This is a genomic window from Paenibacillus sp. sgz302115, assembly GCF_056120445.1.
Genome location: NZ_JBVYOK010000002.1, coordinates 317,760 through 332,882 on the forward strand (window position 1 = coordinate 317,760; position 15,123 = coordinate 332,882).

The 15,123-nt window shown below is 51.3% G+C and carries 11 protein-coding genes; 6 read left to right on the forward strand and 5 right to left on the reverse strand.

Annotation, left to right across the window (positions count from 1 at the left end):
* The first annotated feature begins 49 nt into the window (after positions 1 to 49).
* The 5 genes from AC0LWN_RS06965 to AC0LWN_RS06985 all read left to right on the forward strand — a co-directional run bounded on the left by AC0LWN_RS06965 (position 50) and on the right by AC0LWN_RS06985 (position 6,716).
* Complete coding sequence (locus tag AC0LWN_RS06965; RefSeq protein ID WP_474663839.1) at positions 50 to 1,015, forward strand: ABC transporter permease; 966 nt, start codon at positions 50 to 52, stop codon at positions 1,013 to 1,015.
* A 12-nt stretch (positions 1,016 to 1,027) separates the two neighbouring features.
* Positions 1,028 to 1,897 carry a carbohydrate ABC transporter permease gene (locus AC0LWN_RS06970; RefSeq protein WP_474663840.1) on the forward strand — a complete coding sequence of 290 codons (870 nt, stop codon included), beginning with the start codon at positions 1,028 to 1,030 and terminating at the stop codon, positions 1,895 to 1,897.
* Positions 1,898 to 1,950: 53 nt separating this feature from the next.
* Positions 1,951 to 3,618 carry an extracellular solute-binding protein gene (locus AC0LWN_RS06975; RefSeq protein ID WP_474663841.1) on the forward strand — a complete coding sequence of 556 codons (1,668 nt, stop codon included), beginning with the start codon at positions 1,951 to 1,953 and terminating at the stop codon, positions 3,616 to 3,618.
* A gap of 82 nt (positions 3,619 to 3,700) precedes the next feature.
* The gene (locus AC0LWN_RS06980) at positions 3,701 to 4,828 is read left to right on the forward strand and encodes a glycoside hydrolase family protein (RefSeq protein WP_474663842.1); all 1,128 of its coding nucleotides are present in this window, start codon (positions 3,701 to 3,703) and stop codon (positions 4,826 to 4,828) included.
* A gap of 19 nt (positions 4,829 to 4,847) precedes the next feature.
* On the forward strand, positions 4,848 to 6,716 hold the full coding sequence (locus AC0LWN_RS06985) for a DUF2264 domain-containing protein (RefSeq protein ID WP_474663843.1): 1,869 nt from the start codon (positions 4,848 to 4,850) through the stop codon (positions 6,714 to 6,716).
* Here AC0LWN_RS06985 and AC0LWN_RS06990 read toward each other — a convergent pair.
* Positions 6,708 to 8,444, reverse strand: a complete 1,737-nt coding sequence (locus tag AC0LWN_RS06990) for a glycoside hydrolase family 2 protein (RefSeq protein WP_474663844.1) — start codon at positions 8,442 to 8,444, stop codon at positions 6,708 to 6,710. The two genes, AC0LWN_RS06985 and AC0LWN_RS06990, sit on opposite strands and share 9 nt — an antisense overlap.
* A gap of 152 nt (positions 8,445 to 8,596) precedes the next feature.
* Here AC0LWN_RS06990 and AC0LWN_RS06995 point away from each other — a divergent pair, with 152 nt between their 5' ends.
* Positions 8,597 to 9,433 (forward strand): AraC family transcriptional regulator, encoded by an 837-nt coding sequence (locus AC0LWN_RS06995; RefSeq protein WP_474663845.1) that lies wholly within the window; start codon positions 8,597 to 8,599, stop codon positions 9,431 to 9,433.
* A gap of 201 nt (positions 9,434 to 9,634) precedes the next feature.
* Here the strand turns inward: AC0LWN_RS06995 and AC0LWN_RS07000 are convergent, their stop codons facing one another.
* From AC0LWN_RS07000 to AC0LWN_RS07015, 4 genes are all read right to left on the reverse strand, one after another.
* The gene (locus AC0LWN_RS07000) at positions 9,635 to 11,395 is read right to left on the reverse strand and encodes an ABC transporter ATP-binding protein (protein ID WP_474663846.1); all 1,761 of its coding nucleotides are present in this window, start codon (positions 11,393 to 11,395) and stop codon (positions 9,635 to 9,637) included.
* Positions 11,395 to 13,146 carry an ABC transporter ATP-binding protein gene (locus AC0LWN_RS07005; protein ID WP_474663847.1) on the reverse strand — a complete coding sequence of 584 codons (1,752 nt, stop codon included), beginning with the start codon at positions 13,144 to 13,146 and terminating at the stop codon, positions 11,395 to 11,397. Before AC0LWN_RS07005 ends, AC0LWN_RS07000 begins: the two co-directional genes overlap by 1 nt.
* Before the next feature lie 188 nt (positions 13,147 to 13,334).
* A complete protein-coding gene (locus tag AC0LWN_RS07010; protein WP_474663848.1) occupies positions 13,335 to 14,390 on the reverse strand; it encodes a sensor histidine kinase in 1,056 nt (351 codons plus the stop codon).
* Positions 14,387 to 15,061, reverse strand: coding sequence for a response regulator transcription factor (locus AC0LWN_RS07015; protein ID WP_474663849.1), 675 nt, complete (start codon positions 15,059 to 15,061; stop codon positions 14,387 to 14,389). The genes AC0LWN_RS07010 and AC0LWN_RS07015 overlap by 4 nt, the downstream gene beginning before the upstream one ends.
* Between the last annotated feature and the right edge of the window lie 62 nt (positions 15,062 to 15,123).

Genomic DNA, 15,123 nt, shown 5'->3' on the forward strand with positions numbered 1-15,123 from the left:
CAATGTATATCCAATATACAAAAGAGCAACACGATGAGAGAGGTGTAGGATGAAGATATTGAATGCGGCTGCAGCCGCGAACTCTAACAGGTTAGAAGCGAAGGGGAAACTGAGCGGGCCTAAATGGAAACGCTTCAAAATGAACATGCCCTTGTTGATTATGTTCACTCCGGTCATTTTGTTCTACCTTATATTCCGGTACGCACCCATTGGCGGGCTGGTGATTGCGTTCAAGGATTATAACTTTTATGACGGGATTATAAACAGTCCCTGGGTTGGTTTTCATTACTTTGAAATGTTGTTTCAGGATCCCCGAACCCTGGAGATTATTCGCAACACATTGATGCTCAGCCTGCTGAGTCTGGCGGTGGGTTTTCCAATTCCCATTATTTTAGCCATCATGCTCAATGAAGTGCGCAGCATGGCCTTTAAACGAACGGTCCAGACCATTGTCTATATGCCGCACTTCTTATCGTGGGTAATTATTGCCATGCTGGTTACTACGGCGTTTGCCATGGAGAATGGAATGGTCAATCGGATTGTCGAACAAATCGCCGGCGAAGCTTATCCATTTATGTATGAGAAGTTTTCCTGGATCGTCATTTTTGTCGGATCGGGCATTTGGAAGGATATGGGCTTTAACGCCATCATTTTTTTAGCTGCCCTATCTTCCATTGATCCCAGCTTGTATGAAGCGGCCGGAATGGATGGGGCCAGCAAGCTGCGGCAGATCTGGCACATTACACTCCCCGGCATCCGTCCAACCATTATTCTGTTGCTGATTTTGTCAATGGGCCGGGTAATGGAAGTCGGCTTTGATCAGGTGTTTATGCTTCAGAATTCAAATGTGAACCAGATTGCCGATGTGATCAGTACCTACATTTACCGGATCGGTCTGCAGGGTGCGCAGTTCAGTTTGACGACGGCAATGGGCTTATTCGAATCATTAGTGGCGTTTATCCTGGTATTCACAGCCAACTTTATCGCCCGCAAATTTGATCAAGGTCTATGGTAAGGAGGAAGCCCGATGCGGGACAGCAGAAGCGAAAAGCTATTTTACTTTATGAACTACGTTTTGTTGATCATTATTGCACTAAGCTGCATAACTCCGCTTCTTAACGTTGTTGCCGTATCTCTCAGTGGAGCAGATGCGGTTGCAAGCGGCCGGGTGACGTTATGGCCGGTAGAGTTCAGCTTTGTATCCTTTAAATCTTTGTTTACAGGGACTCCGATTATGCGTTCCTTCTGGAACAGTGTGCAAATTACTGTAATCGGGACAGCATTAAGCATGCTGGTTACGATCCTGGCTGCTTATCCCTTATCCAGAAAACAATTTTACAGCCGCCGCTTTTTTACCTTAGCCATGGTGTTTACGATGATTTTTAACGGCGGGCTTATTCCTACCTATCTGGTTGTACAGAATCTCGGCCTTGTGAACAACTACTGGGCACTGTGGCTGCCCGGTCTCGTCAGCACCTACAATATGCTGCTGATGCGTTCTGCTTTTGAGCAGCTGCCGGGCGAGGTGGACGAAGCGGCTAAAATTGACGGCTGCGGTGAAATGGGTATCCTGCTGCGGATTGTTCTGCCGCTGTCCAAGCCGATGCTGGCCACTTTAGCGCTGTTTTACGGGGTCGCTTATTGGAACTCCTTTATGAGCGTCATGATCTATATCAATGATACCGCCAAGTACAATATGACAGTGCTGGTGCAAAATATGATCAAATCTACAACAATGATTCAGGACTTCGCCGATCCTACGATGCTGGCCACTATGACACCGGAAGGGATACGTTCTGCCGCCGTAATTGTCATGATTGTCCCGATCCTGGCTGTGTATCCGCTGCTGCAAAAGTATTTCGTAAAGGGCGTTATGCTTGGCTCTATTAAAGGTTAACGGGCCGAACATTTCCATAATCACATTAATCACATTACAAGAAAGAGGGATTCATGATGAGCTGGTTCAATAAACTGCCTAAATTCATATTAATTGCAGGGTTGGGGGGAAGCATGCTGGCCGGATGCTCAAGCGATAAAGAGACGGCGGCAGGAAAAACAGATAACTCCGGATCTAAGGAACGGGCAAGCATTTCTTCCACCATCTATGACCGGGGATCGGTTCCGAATGGGATGGGAACCATCGAAGACAATATGTGGACCAAATGGATCAATGAACATGGCCCGGCCAATGTGAAATTTGTAGCGGTTCCGCGCTGGGAGTCACAGTCCAAGTTGAATGTGCTCCTGGCTTCGGGCAGCGCGCCCGATCTTATTTTCGAATTCGGCACCAGTATTCGCAATCAGTTGTTTGACCAAAAACAGCTGATGCCGCTTGATGATCTCATTGAGCAGCACAGTGTGGAGTACAAGGCACTGCTCAAGAAATATCCGCAGCTCAGGCAAGCGGGCATCAAATCGGACGGCAAGCTGTATGAATTCGGCCGCATGAATGAGGTTTACCCGCTCGTAAGCGTGTTCATCCGGCAGGATTGGCTGGAGAAGCTGGGACTGAAGGTTCCAACAACGGAGGAGGAATTCCTGGCTGTCGCCAAAGCCTTTACCGAGCAGGACCCGGATGGCAATGGTGTAGACGATACTTACGGGGTGGGCGGTTTTGAATTCGGCGACAATGCCGGGTTGTTCCGGTATATCTTCAATGCCAACTGGGTCAATCAGGATGAGAATGGCGAAATTCAGGTAGGTCCCGAACGTCTGAAGAAGGAAGCGGAGTTTAAACGGGCATTGTACGAAGCCGGCGTCGTAGACAAAGACTTTTTGAGTGATAAAGACGGGTCCAAATCGAAACAGGATTTCCTGAACGGTAAAATCGGGATTTATGCCTTTATGACGAACGATTATATGGGCTTCGCTTCCCGCGAACTGGATACTCTTATGAAAAATGTGCCGGAATCCAAGCTGAAGGTCATTCCTCTTCCCAAAACTTCCGCAGGGCAATTCACTACGGTCTGGAACAATCCGGTGCAAATGACTGCCGTTGTGAATGCCCGGGCCAAAAACCCTGAAGCCATTATGAAATACATTGATTTTCTGGTCAAACCGGAAACCGGACGCACGTTCCGGTACGGCATCGAAGGCGAGCATTATAAAGTGGAGGCGGACGGCAAGCCGGTTATTCTTGATCAGGAGAAATACAAAAATGAAGTGAGCTGGGCAAGCGATTTCTCCATGGTTTACAGCCGTCTGGAAGAAGGCAAATATGGATACGCCGAAACCCAGTTCGATGAAGCGATTCCTGCCCAGAAAGAAGCTCTGCGTCTGTTCCGGGAAGCGGTTGATACGTATATGACTGATCTGCCGGTAGGCGAAGGCTTGACCCACTCCGAGCATATGCCGCAGCTGCCGAAGGAACTTCAGGTGAAATTCAGCAATGTGACAACTGCTGTACATGATATTTATACAAGAGCAATTATCGGTGGAAGTAAGTATACTATAGAACAAGCTGCTCTTGACGCGGAAAAGCAATGGGAAACTGGCGGTGGTGCGGAAATTGTGAGCTGGTACAAGGAATGGTGGGGCAAGGAGAAGGACAATGTATTGACCTGGAGCGACTTCTACGATATTTATGAACAACAGCAGGCGGCGTTTAAAGCCGAATAATCAGAACAAAGGATAGCCGCCATGGGAGCAGCCTTGGCGGCTGTTCCATTAGCCTCACATAAGGGAAGGATGGAGACGTTGCATGGATGAACGGTTATGGGTAGAGGAAGCATGGAGAAAATCGGTGGAAAAGACTATGAGGAATCTGCGCCGAATCGGATCGGGGTTCCCCCATGCGAGTAAAGGAGGCGTGTATGAACTGGCGGGACCGGAGTGGTGGACCGCCGGGTTCTGGCCAGGCATCCTTTGGCTGCTGTACGGAGAGAGCGGCAGACTTGAGATGAAAGCGGCAGCTGAGGAATGCGAAGCAAGGCTGGATAAGGTTCTGGACGCCTACGTAAGGCTGGATCACGATCTGGGTTTCATGTGGACGCTGACGAGTGTAGCGAACTATAAGCTGACCGGCAGCGAGATTTCACGTATCCGGGCGATGAAGGCAGCCAATTACCTTGCTGCCCGCTTTAATATAAATGGCCGCTATATCCGGGCCTGGAATCCCTGGCAGGAAGGTGAGCGCAACGAAGGCATTGCCATTATCGACTGCTGTATGAATATACCGCTGCTGTTCTGGGCCGCACGAATAAGCGGCGATCCAAGGTTTGCGCATATCGCGAACGCACATATGGACACTGTGCTCCGGCACTTTATCCGGGAGGACGGCTCAGTCTGCCACATCATCCATTTTGATGCTGAAACAGGTGAGCGAATAGAAGCGCTGGGAGGCCAGGGATACGCTCCGGAGTCGGCATGGTCGCGCGGTTCGGCGTGGGCGATATACGGATTGGCGCTTGCCTATCATCATACTGGCCGGCAGGCGTATTTAACCGCTGCCCACCGGACAGCCAATTTCTTCTTAAGCCGCTTGCCGGACGATCAGGTGCCTCCCTGGGATTTCCGCGCACCGGAACCGCTGCAGAAGTTCAAAGACAGCTCCGCCAGCGCTTGCGCTGCCAGCGGCCTTATGCTGCTTGGGGATAAAACGGGCGGCCCGGAAGGAGCCTTCTACCGCACGCGCGGTGAACGGATAGTGAAGTCACTTTACGAAACGTATGGAGCTTGGAGCAATGACAAAGAAGAGGGGTTATTGTTGCATGGGACAAGCAATTATCCCCAGGGGGCCAATATTGATGTCCCGCTGATTTACGGAGACTATTTCTTTATCGAAGGTCTTGCCCGGCTTAAAGATTGCGGCCCGTTCTATTGGGAATAAAAAAGGGGGAAAGAGTGTCATGGTTATGAAGCAGCCGGTTAGTGAAAATGCGTTAAGGACAAAAGAGGATTTGCAGACAGCGTTCAAGCAGCTGACGGCTCCGCTGAAAGAATTGTACAGCAAAGGCGGAGCCCGTTTGGAAATCAGGGGCGCCGGTGCCGGACATGCGCAAAGCATTGCCGATATGGAGGGTTTTTCCCGTATATTGTGGGGGCTGGTTCCGCATCTGGCGGGCGGCGGAGAAGATGAGGAGCTATGGGAGATTTATCAACGGGGAATGATCAACGGGACGAACCCTGTCCATGAAGAGTACTGGGGAGAAGCCGGCGACTACGACCAGCGCCTTGTCGAAATGGCAGCGATGGGCTTGGCTTTGTGCCTTATACCGGAGAAAATCTGGAACCCGCTTGATGTTCAGCAGCGCCGCAATCTATACAACTGGCTCAATCAGATTAACGTACACCCCTGCCACGATTGCAACTGGCTTTTCTTTCAGGTCATGGTCAACCTTGGTTTTCGCCGGATCGGCGAGCCATACGATGCGGAGCAGGTGGAACGGAATTTACAGCGCATCGACGATTTCTACCTCGGAAACGGTTGGTACAGCGACGGCCTTGGCGGTCACAGTGACTATTATGTTCCGTTTGCGATTCATTTCTATTCTCTAATCTATCTGCAGCTGATGGAAGCGGAGGACCCTCAACGCTGCTCCAACTATAAGGAGCGGGCTTTGCTTTTTGCCGGGGATTTTGTGAACTGGTTTGATTCGGACGGCTCAGCATTGCCCTATGGGCGAAGCTTGTCTTACCGTTTTGCACAGTCCGCATTTTGGAGCGCCTTTGCCTATGCCGGTTTGAGTTCAGATACGCTGACGCCGGGTGTGGTGAAAGGACTTATCCTGCGTAATCTTCGCTGGTGGTTTAAACAGCCCATTTTTGACAGGACCGGCGTACTCACCGTAGGCTATGCCTATCCCAATCTGGTGATGGCGGAAAATTATAATGCACCAGGCTCGCCGTATTGGGCGCTTAAAACCTTTCTGGTGCTGGCGCTTGCGGAAGATTCCGTCTTCTGGAAGGCAGTAGAGGAAGATATGCCGCAGCGGCCCGTCCTCTCCGTACAGTCCGAGCCGCATCTTGTGGTCTGCCGGGATAAGGAGTCGGGTCATGTGGCGGCATTCAACAGCGGGCATTTATCGAGTAACGCACATACACATACTCCGGCCAAATATGAAAAGTTCGTCTACTCAACCCGATTCGGCTTCAGTGTGCCTAGGGCGGAATGGGGACTTGAGCAGGCTGCGGCCGATTCCATGCTGGCACTTAGCGAACAAGATCAGTTGTTCCGTGTACGGCGGCAAAATGAAGAAACCCGGATTTCCGGCAATGTGCTTTACGCCAAATGGCGTCCATGGCCTGATGTAGAGGTCCAAACATGGATTGTTGCCGGACTGCCGTGGCATGTCCGCATTCACCGGATTGAGACCAGACGGCCTCTTACCGCTGCCGAAGGTGGTTATTCCATTGAAGCCAGACAAGATCAGCACATTGAGAGATCTGGCGAACTGGGAATGTCGGTCAAGAATGCTCTTGGCCGAAGCAGTATCTATGGCTTGAAAGGGTATGCTAAGGCAGAGCTGGTATATCTGAATGTTAATACCAATGTTCTATATCCCCGAACGGTCCTGCCGACGCTGCTGGCTGATCTGGAGCCGGGAAGCCATCTGCTTTTATCCGCGATATGCGGGGAGACGGCAGATACCAGTGCTGTTCCTGCGCCGGAAGAAGCATTGAGCGGACTAGGTGTTTCGCTGACAAAAGAAGGGGTGTCTATCTCCCGCGAGGGAGGGGCTATCCCGCTTGGGATAACCCATATAGGATCATTGTAGCGTGGAGCCCCAGACGTAGGGATCGTTCTGGCCGTTGTAAATACCTTTGACGACGCGATAGGCAAGCTTTGGTTTGCGATATTCGTTGACCAGCCCCTTGTTGTTAAAGGAACGTGCGCGGTCCCTAAAGTGGGGGCGTTCACTCTGCAGGTCGGCTCTGGTATCTGCAAACTGCCAAACGTAAGTACCGCTAATCTTTGGGTCGGCCCGGAAGAGCTTCAGGGACTTGCTGAGCAAATCGGCTTGGTAGTCCTCGCTGAATAGACGGGGTTCCCAGCCGGAGTCTCCGCTTACGCCTGCTCCGCCAAATTCGGTCATAAGCACCGGGGTGTTCTCAGCTCCATATTCCTTGCAGCGCTCATGAAAGGTCTCAAGCATCTCCCCGAACTCGGCATGTCCGAAATACCATCCGCCATAATAGTTAATTCCGATGACGTCGAATAGTCCGAGGCAGATGTCTGTCATGGGGTGCATAGTGGCATAAGACACAAGCCTTGACTGGTCCTTGCTCCGAACGAGCTCTGTCATCTTGATGGACAATTCATAGGCCTGCTTGGAGCGTGTATCAATTTCATTATGAACAGACCAGAACAGGATCGAGGGATGGTGAAGATCCCGTTCAATCATCTCATCCATCATCGTTAACGCCCGTTGTACGAAGAGAGGATCATCTGTGGCCTCCGCCGGGAATGCGGCGCCCCAAATCGGAATCTCACTCCAGAAGAGCACGCCCCGCTCATCCAGCAGATCGAGCCAGTATTCGCTCTGGGGGTAATGCGACCCGCGTACGGTATTGCACCCCATCTGCAGGATAATATCAAGATCCTTGGTCATCAATTTGTTGGGAAAAGCGAAACCCCATTCCGGATGTTCCTCGTGGCGGTTAACTCCCTGAAGATACAGCTCCTTGCCATTCAGCAGAATTTTCTTGTTCCGGGTCTCCACGGTACGGAACCCAATGCGGTCTGCCCGGTCGTCTTGGCCGGCTACGGCTCTGATCAAGTAAAGAGCGGGATCCTCCGGTTCCCATCGCTGGAGTCCCGACCAGGGTTGCTCCACGCTCAGTTCCACGCTTTCCTTGGCAGGAAGGCAAACGGTTTGCATGTGGAATACTTCCCCGTTCCGATAGAGGGCTACGGGCACTTCGACAGGTGCATCCGACATGGAGCGGAGTTTCAGCTTGACCCGGATGTCAGCACTGGAATCTCCTGTCATGTCATAGGTGATACGCATACTCTCGATTGAGACATCAGGCAGGAGTTGAACCTCCACGGGCCGGATGATGCCACCGTAATGAAACCAGTCCACAATGTGGTATGGAATCGTATTGCTCTCCAGTGTACTGTCCGTGCGGACGATGAGTTCGTGAACCCCGTCAGTAACGTTAGGGATCGTAAAGTCAAAAGGGGTATATCCACCGTAATGGTATCCCAGATGGTTTCCGTCCCAGTACACATCGGCATGTCCCAGCACGGCGTGGAACAGGAGACGGAGATGGCTGCTCTCCTCGAGCGTTACCCAAGTGCGGTACCAAGCCACCCCTTCGTAGTTGAACTTGCCAAGCTCATTATTCCAGCAGGCCGGTACAGGCATACGATCGTGGCTGGAAGGGAACCTGGTGTGCCACCCTTCAGACAACCCGATATCATCCTTGTCAAAAACGAAATCCCATAATCCGTCAAGTAATTGGCATTCCCGAAGTCGATGCTGCTGAAACGTCCGGATCACAATCATCATCTCCAATGTTTTTTCTCATAGATCATCTATAATTCATGACCTTATGTTCGGAGTGTAGCATTGGTCGCAATATAGGGACAATAGCAAAAACAATCCTAATCATTTATCATAAATGATACAAAGGATTTATTGGAGGAAGACATATGGAATATACTTTGGGAAATATGGTGGTGCATATACATTGGGTACTCGCCAAGCCGGCACTGCCGGGCTGGGAGGATATACGGCAAATAGTATCCGGACATACCTTTTATTACATCTATAGCGGAAAGGGGATTTTCCGTTCCGAGGAGGGGGACCAGGAAGTCGAGGGAGGCACATTGGTGTACCTTTGGCCTGGATTGCATCTCTACATGAAGTCCTCCGAGTCGCAGCCCCTTCGAATGACGATGGTGCTCTTCGATTGTGCTTCGCTTAGGAAGAGTGAGCATGGATGGGATGCTCCGGAGCCCATTGAACGGCTGCGGTTACCATTTCTTTTGCCTTTACAGAGTGGGCGTATGGGAAAGATCGGGGGACTTTTCAGGGAAGCGGAGAGAGAATGGGTACCTGGGGATCTCATGCGCGAGGCACGCTTGAAATCTATTTGGTATCGCTTGGTGCAGGAGGTACACGAAGCAGCAGAAGCAGGGGGGCGGCACAGCGGCGAGGAAGGAATAATAGCAGCGCTTCGCAGGATCAAAGAGAAACTGGACACGGGATTTGCCGCTGAGCTTCGCATTTCCGAATTGGCGGAACAGACCGGGTTCTCTCTCGTCTATTTGCGCAGAACTTTCGCTGCCCAATACGGCTGCAGCCCCAAAGAGTACCTGGATCAGCTTCGCAATGAGCATGCCGTCCGCCGCCTGCGGTTCACGGGCGATTCCGTCACGGATATAGCGAAAGCCTGTGGTTACTCTGATGTTTACCAGTTCAGCAAGGCGTTCAAGAAGCGCAATGGTTTATCTCCGACCGAATACCGCAGAATGCAGGGAGGCTGATGTTGTTTCAATTGAGGATGAATTGCTTGTCGCTAATGAGATTCTTCAGAATCTGGAAGTGACCATTTGCTTCTTATTAAATCGCTTCTAGCAAAACAAAAGAGCAGCCAGCCCAGAATAACTTCTGAGCCGGCTGCTCTTTATTATGTTTGCTGAAGAAAGCCTCTTTTGGTGATGTCCAGTTAACTACGATCAGCGCTATTAAGAAGCCTGCTCGAATTGGCTGTTATATAGCTCGGCGTAGAAGCCGTTCTTGGCCAGCAGCTCGCTGTGGCTGCCGCTCTCCAGAATGTCGCCGTCCTTCAGCACGAGAATGACATCGGCATTCTTGATGGTCGAGAGCCGGTGGGCGATGACGAAGGAGGTTCGGCCTTCCATGAGCCGGTCCATCGCCTGCTGGATCAGCAGCTCTGTCCGGGTATCGACCGAGCTGGTCGCCTCGTCGAGAATGAGCATCGGCGCATTTTTGAGCATGGCGCGGGCAATGGTGAGCTGCTGCTTTTGTCCGGCTGACAAATTGACTTTGTCGTTCAATACTGTATCGTAGCCGGCGCTCAAGGTCTGGATGAAATGGTGCAGGCCCACCGACTTGCAGGCATCCTGAATCTCCTGTTCGGTAATACCGGTCTGATTATACACCAGATTCTCGCGGATTGTACCTTCAAACAGCCAGGTGTCCTGCAGCACCATACAGAACTGGTCATGGATGTTCTCCCGGGTCAGGCTGCTGATTGGAGTATCGTCGATGTAAATCTCGCCGCCGGTCAGTTCATTGAAACGGATGAGCAGATTGACGAGCGTAGTTTTGCCGGCGCCGGTAGGTCCGACAATGGCGATTTTTTGACCGGGCTGAACCTCGGTGGAGAAGTCCTTGATGACCGGTTTGTCCGTACCCTCATAGGTAAATTTCACGTGTTCGAATTTCACTCTGCCGGTTGCGGCTTCCAGCCGTACCGTCTTCTGGCTCTCATCGTCCATTTCCTCGGCTTCCAGGAATTCAAAGACGCGTTTGCCGGCCGCCGAAGCGGATTGCAGGCTCTGCGCAGCCTGGGCAATCTGCGAGAGCGGCTGCGTAAAGAACCGGACGTACATCATGAAAGCGACGATGACCCCGAAGGAAATGTCTCCGTTCGACGCCAGTATAGCACCAACCACACAGACGGCCACGAAGCCCAGATTCCCGATAAACATCATGATCGGCATCATCAGACCGGAGAGGAACTGGGCCTTGAATGCACTGTTTTTCAGGTTTCCGTTCAAATCTTCAAATGCGCCGCGCATCTGCGCTTCGGCATTGTAGGCTTTTACAACGGTGTGTCCAGTGTAGACTTCTTCTACATGACCGTTGATTTTACCCAAGTATTCTTGCTGGCTCTGAAAATACTTCTGGGATTGCTTCATAATAACCATCATCAGACCAAAGCCGATGACTGTTGCGACGATTGCTGTAACAGTCATGATCCAATTCGTCTTGAGCATCATGACGATCGACCCGATGAACAGCGAGATCGCGGTGACCAGCATACCTACGCTCTGATTCATCGCTTGCCCGATGGTATCCACATCATTGGTTACCCGGGAGAGAATATCGCCGGTCGTTGATTTATTGTAGTAGGAGATCGGGAGCCTGTTCATTTTGTGGGCCAGATCGGCTCTTAACCGTTTGGAGACTTTCTGTGTCACATTCGCCATAATGAGCCCCTGTGTTAGAGACAGTACAGCGCTGATCCCATAGATAATGATTAGGTAAAATCCGATAGAAGCCACTGCATCCAAGTCGATTCCGGTGGCGATGCCCTTGGTAATCAGGTCGGTCATCTCCGAGAGCTGATCCGGACCGAGCAGGGTAAGCACTGTCCCGATAGCTGCACTGATTACGGCAATGAGTACTACTGGAATATATTTGCGGCAATAGCGGAGAAGCTTGCTCCAGGTGCCGGGTTGTTTGTTGTTTGCAGACATTATGCCAACTCCTCCTTAGACAGCTGCGAATAAGCAATTTCTTGATAGACGCTGCAGTTGTCCATTAATTCCTCATGTGTGCCTATGCCGGCAATGCGGCCGTCTTCCAGCACGATGATCTTATCCGCATCCTTAATGGTACCGATCCGCTGGGCGACAATCAGCATCGTGGTTCCGTGGGATCCTTTTTTCAGCTCGCTGCGCAGTTTGCGGTCCGTCTTATAATCCAGCGCGGAGAAGGAATCGTCGAAGATCAGAATTTCCGGACGGCGGGCGACGGCCCGGGCAATGGACAGCCGCTGCTTCTGGCCGCCGGACAGATTGGAACCGCCCTGGGCAATGTGCGCATCATAGCTTCCATCCATTTTCTCTACGAAATCTGAAGCCTGGGAAGTATATACGGCGTCCACCACTTCAGCAGAAATGTCACTGCCGTTGTCGCCGAAGGCGATATTGGACGATACTGTGCCGCCGAACAGCACCGCTTTTTGTGAGACATAGCCCATCTTGTTGCGGAGTGCGCTCTGTTCGTACTGATTAACGTTCATCCCGTCGACGAGCACCTCACCTTCGGTTGCATCATAGAAGCGGGGGATCAAGTTGACAACGGTGCTTTTGCCGCAGCCGGTCGAGCCAATGAAAGCGACGGTTTCACCTTTTTTGGCGGTAAAGCTGATATCTTTAATGACATAATCATCCGCATCGGGATATTTAAAGCTGACATTTCTGAATTCCACCTCACCGGCAAGCTTGGAAGGCGAAGCAGTCAGCGATCCGTTCGTCAGTCTTGGCTTGGTATCCAGCACTTCGTTGATCCGTTTGGCCGCGACATGGGCGCGGGGCATCAGAATGAAGATCATAATCAGCATCATAAAGGCCATAACCACCTGAATCGCATAGGAGGAGAAAACGATCATATCGGAGAACGTGCCCATTTTGTCAGGCATATTGGCAGATTGGATCAGTCCCGCACCTACCCAATAAATAGCAAGGCTCAGACCGCTCATAATCATGGTAATACTCGGCATAAGTACCGCCAGTACACTGTTCGCGAACAGGTTCGTCCGGGTAAGCTCATCATTGGCTCCGCTGAACTTATCCTCCTGATAGCCTTCCGCATTATAAGCACGGATAACGCGCAGTCCGGTCAGATTCTCTCTGGATACCCGGTTCAGGTTATCGGTCAGCTGCTGCAGCTTCTGGAACTTCGGCAGCACGAGCACGACACAGATCCCGACGATCAGGATAAGCACTCCGACGGCAATACCGGTCGTCAGCGACCATTGCCAGCTCTTGCCGGTAATCTTAAGCATTGCCCACACTGCAAGGATCGGGGCTTTCACCAGCAACTGCAGACCGATAACAATCAGCATCTGCACCTGGGTAATATCGTTGGTCGAACGGGTAATCAGGCTGGCTGTTGAGAAGCTGTTGATCTCCTCCATGGAGAAGGACTGCACCTTATCGAACAGCTTGGAGCGCAGCCGGGCCGAGAAATTGGCCGCGATCCGGGCCGCGATGCCGGCAACAACAATCGAGGTCGCCAGACTGCCGAGCGCACACAGCAGCATCCAGCCGCCGGTAGCCATAATCTCGCTCATTTCGCTTCCCGGTGTCTGAACCAGCCGGGTAATTTCACTCATATAATCGGGTAATTCGAGATCGAGCCATACCTGGGCAACGATAAAAAGGATGCTGACGCCGAAGAGAGCCCATTCCTTCGGGTTTAAGTACTTGAGTATTTTGACCATAAGTCTGACTCCTTTGTGTGATGATATATGTATGGTACCGGAACAACATAAACTGAAAGTTAACTTTTCTGAAAAATAGAAAAAGCTTTGAAAAAACCTCGCGGTTCTTTCAAAGCTTTATGTTTCTGAGGTCCCCGCAAAGTACCTGACAAGGCTTCGAAGCTAAAGCCTCACTTTGTGGGGTTATTTTATACTCCAGACGGCAGTATGACGATAAATGCTGTTCCTTCGGAAGGTGTACTCTCGCAAGCAACCTTGCCGCCGTGCAGGCTAATGATTCGCTGTACGATGGTCAGGCCGAGTCCATTGCCGGCTGCCGAGTGGGACGTATCCGCCTGGTAGAATTTATCGAAGATTCTGGGGACGGCCTCCGGATCAATCCCGCTGCCGGTGTCACGGAACACCACCTCCAGCGATTCTGCCGTCCGCTTCATCCCGATTGTGATTGTTCCATGCTCCGGTGTGAACTTGACCGCATTATCCAGCAGATTAAGCCAGACCTGATTGAGCAGCTCTTTATTGCCGGATAGGGAATAATCATGCAGGGTGAGATCGAGCGATACATGTTTTTTTTCGATTTTGGCGGCCAGCAGCAGCACACACTGGCGGATCTGTTCTCCGATATTCACTTTTTGCTTATCTGTCAGAATAGTCTGTGTCTCAATCTTCGACAGCTCCAGCACATTTGAGGCCAAGGAGGCCAGTCTGGCGGATTCCTCAATGACGATATCCAGATATTCATTCCGTTCTTCTCTGGAGAGGTCGTCATGCTTCAGGATTTCGGCAAAGCCTTTGATTGAGACAATCGGTGTCTTGAATTCATGGGAGAAATTGTTCACGAAATCGGTACGCAATATCTCAATACCGCCGAGCTCCTCTGCCATCCGGTTAAAATTCTCAGACAGAATCCGGTACTCAGGAGGACTCTTCAAATACAGGCGCGTGGAGAAATCGCCGGCGGCCAGCCGCTTGGTTGCATCAATAAACTCCCGGATCGACTGAACCATTTTGCGGCTGGCTAAGCCGGAGATCGCGGTTCCGATAATGATGCAGGATAACAAAATCATGATGGGCAGCACAATTCCGCCCTGGGCGATTTCATTATTGAGCAGCCCGAAGAAATGGGCCAGAAAGAACAATATACCGGTGATCACAACGGTGATTAGGAAAATAACGCATACCATCAGTGAAAACAGGAACGGCAGGGTGATTTTCTCTTTGATTCTTGCACCCAGTCTGCTCATGGATTCCGCACCGCCTTATAGCCGAGGCCGCGGACAGACACCAATTCGAATTCGGGATACCCTTCGAACCGCTTCCGCAGACGGTTGATATGCACATTGACTGTGGTGTCCGTGCTCTCACTTTGCATCCCCCAGATTTCATCCATCAGCTGGATACGGGTGAAGATGCGGTCCGGATAGGACAGCAGCTTGTACAGCAGGTAGAACTCTTTTTGCGGAAGGGTCTGTTTCTCCTCGTCCCGTGTAACCGTCAAGGCATCATAATCCAGAATCACCTTGCCTACAACCAGCTTACGGGCATTTGCGATCTGGGAACGGCGGAGCAAGGCCTGAATCCGCAGCAGCATTTCCTCGGTATCAATCGGCTTCGTCATATAATCGTCGGTCCCGAGGCGGAAGCCCTTCTTTTTGTCCTCAGGAAGATGCTTGGCCGTAGCCATCAGAATGGGAATCTGGCTGCCGGCATCCCGGAGCTCCTTGGCGAACTCATACCCGTCCATATTCGGCATCATAATATCAAGAATGATCAGGTCGATATGCTGCTGTTCGAGCACTTCCATTGCCCGTGCCCCGTCTTCGGCGGTGGAAACCAGGTACCCTTCACGTTTCAGCACGGCCTCAAGCAGTCTTCTGGCATGCCGGTCATCTTCTGCAACCAGTATATGGATCATCGCTTTCACTCCAATGGTGTGGTCATTTGATGGTATAACTTCTAACCCTATCATAACCATCC

Bases quoted from the DNA above. Each gene is read 5' to 3' on its own strand.
- AC0LWN_RS06985 (WP_474663843.1), top strand. From the start codon at position 4,848: ATGGTTATGAAGCAGCCGGTTAGTGAAAATGCGTTAAGGACAAAAGAG.
- AC0LWN_RS06965 (WP_474663839.1), top strand. From the start codon at position 50: ATGAAGATATTGAATGCGGCTGCAGCCGCGAACTCTAACAGGTTAGAA.
- AC0LWN_RS07010 (WP_474663848.1), bottom strand. From the start codon at position 14,390: ATGAGCAGACTGGGTGCAAGAATCAAAGAGAAAATCACCCTGCCGTTC.
- AC0LWN_RS07015 (WP_474663849.1), bottom strand. From the start codon at position 15,061: ATGATCCATATACTGGTTGCAGAAGATGACCGGCATGCCAGAAGACTG.
- AC0LWN_RS06975 (WP_474663841.1), top strand. From the start codon at position 1,951: ATGATGAGCTGGTTCAATAAACTGCCTAAATTCATATTAATTGCAGGG.
- AC0LWN_RS07005 (WP_474663847.1), bottom strand. From the start codon at position 13,146: ATGGTCAAAATACTCAAGTACTTAAACCCGAAGGAATGGGCTCTCTTC.
- AC0LWN_RS07000 (WP_474663846.1), bottom strand. From the start codon at position 11,395: ATGTCTGCAAACAACAAACAACCCGGCACCTGGAGCAAGCTTCTCCGC.
- AC0LWN_RS06995 (WP_474663845.1), top strand. From the start codon at position 8,597: ATGGAATATACTTTGGGAAATATGGTGGTGCATATACATTGGGTACTC.
- AC0LWN_RS06980 (WP_474663842.1), top strand. From the start codon at position 3,701: ATGGATGAACGGTTATGGGTAGAGGAAGCATGGAGAAAATCGGTGGAA.
- AC0LWN_RS06970 (WP_474663840.1), top strand. From the start codon at position 1,028: ATGCGGGACAGCAGAAGCGAAAAGCTATTTTACTTTATGAACTACGTT.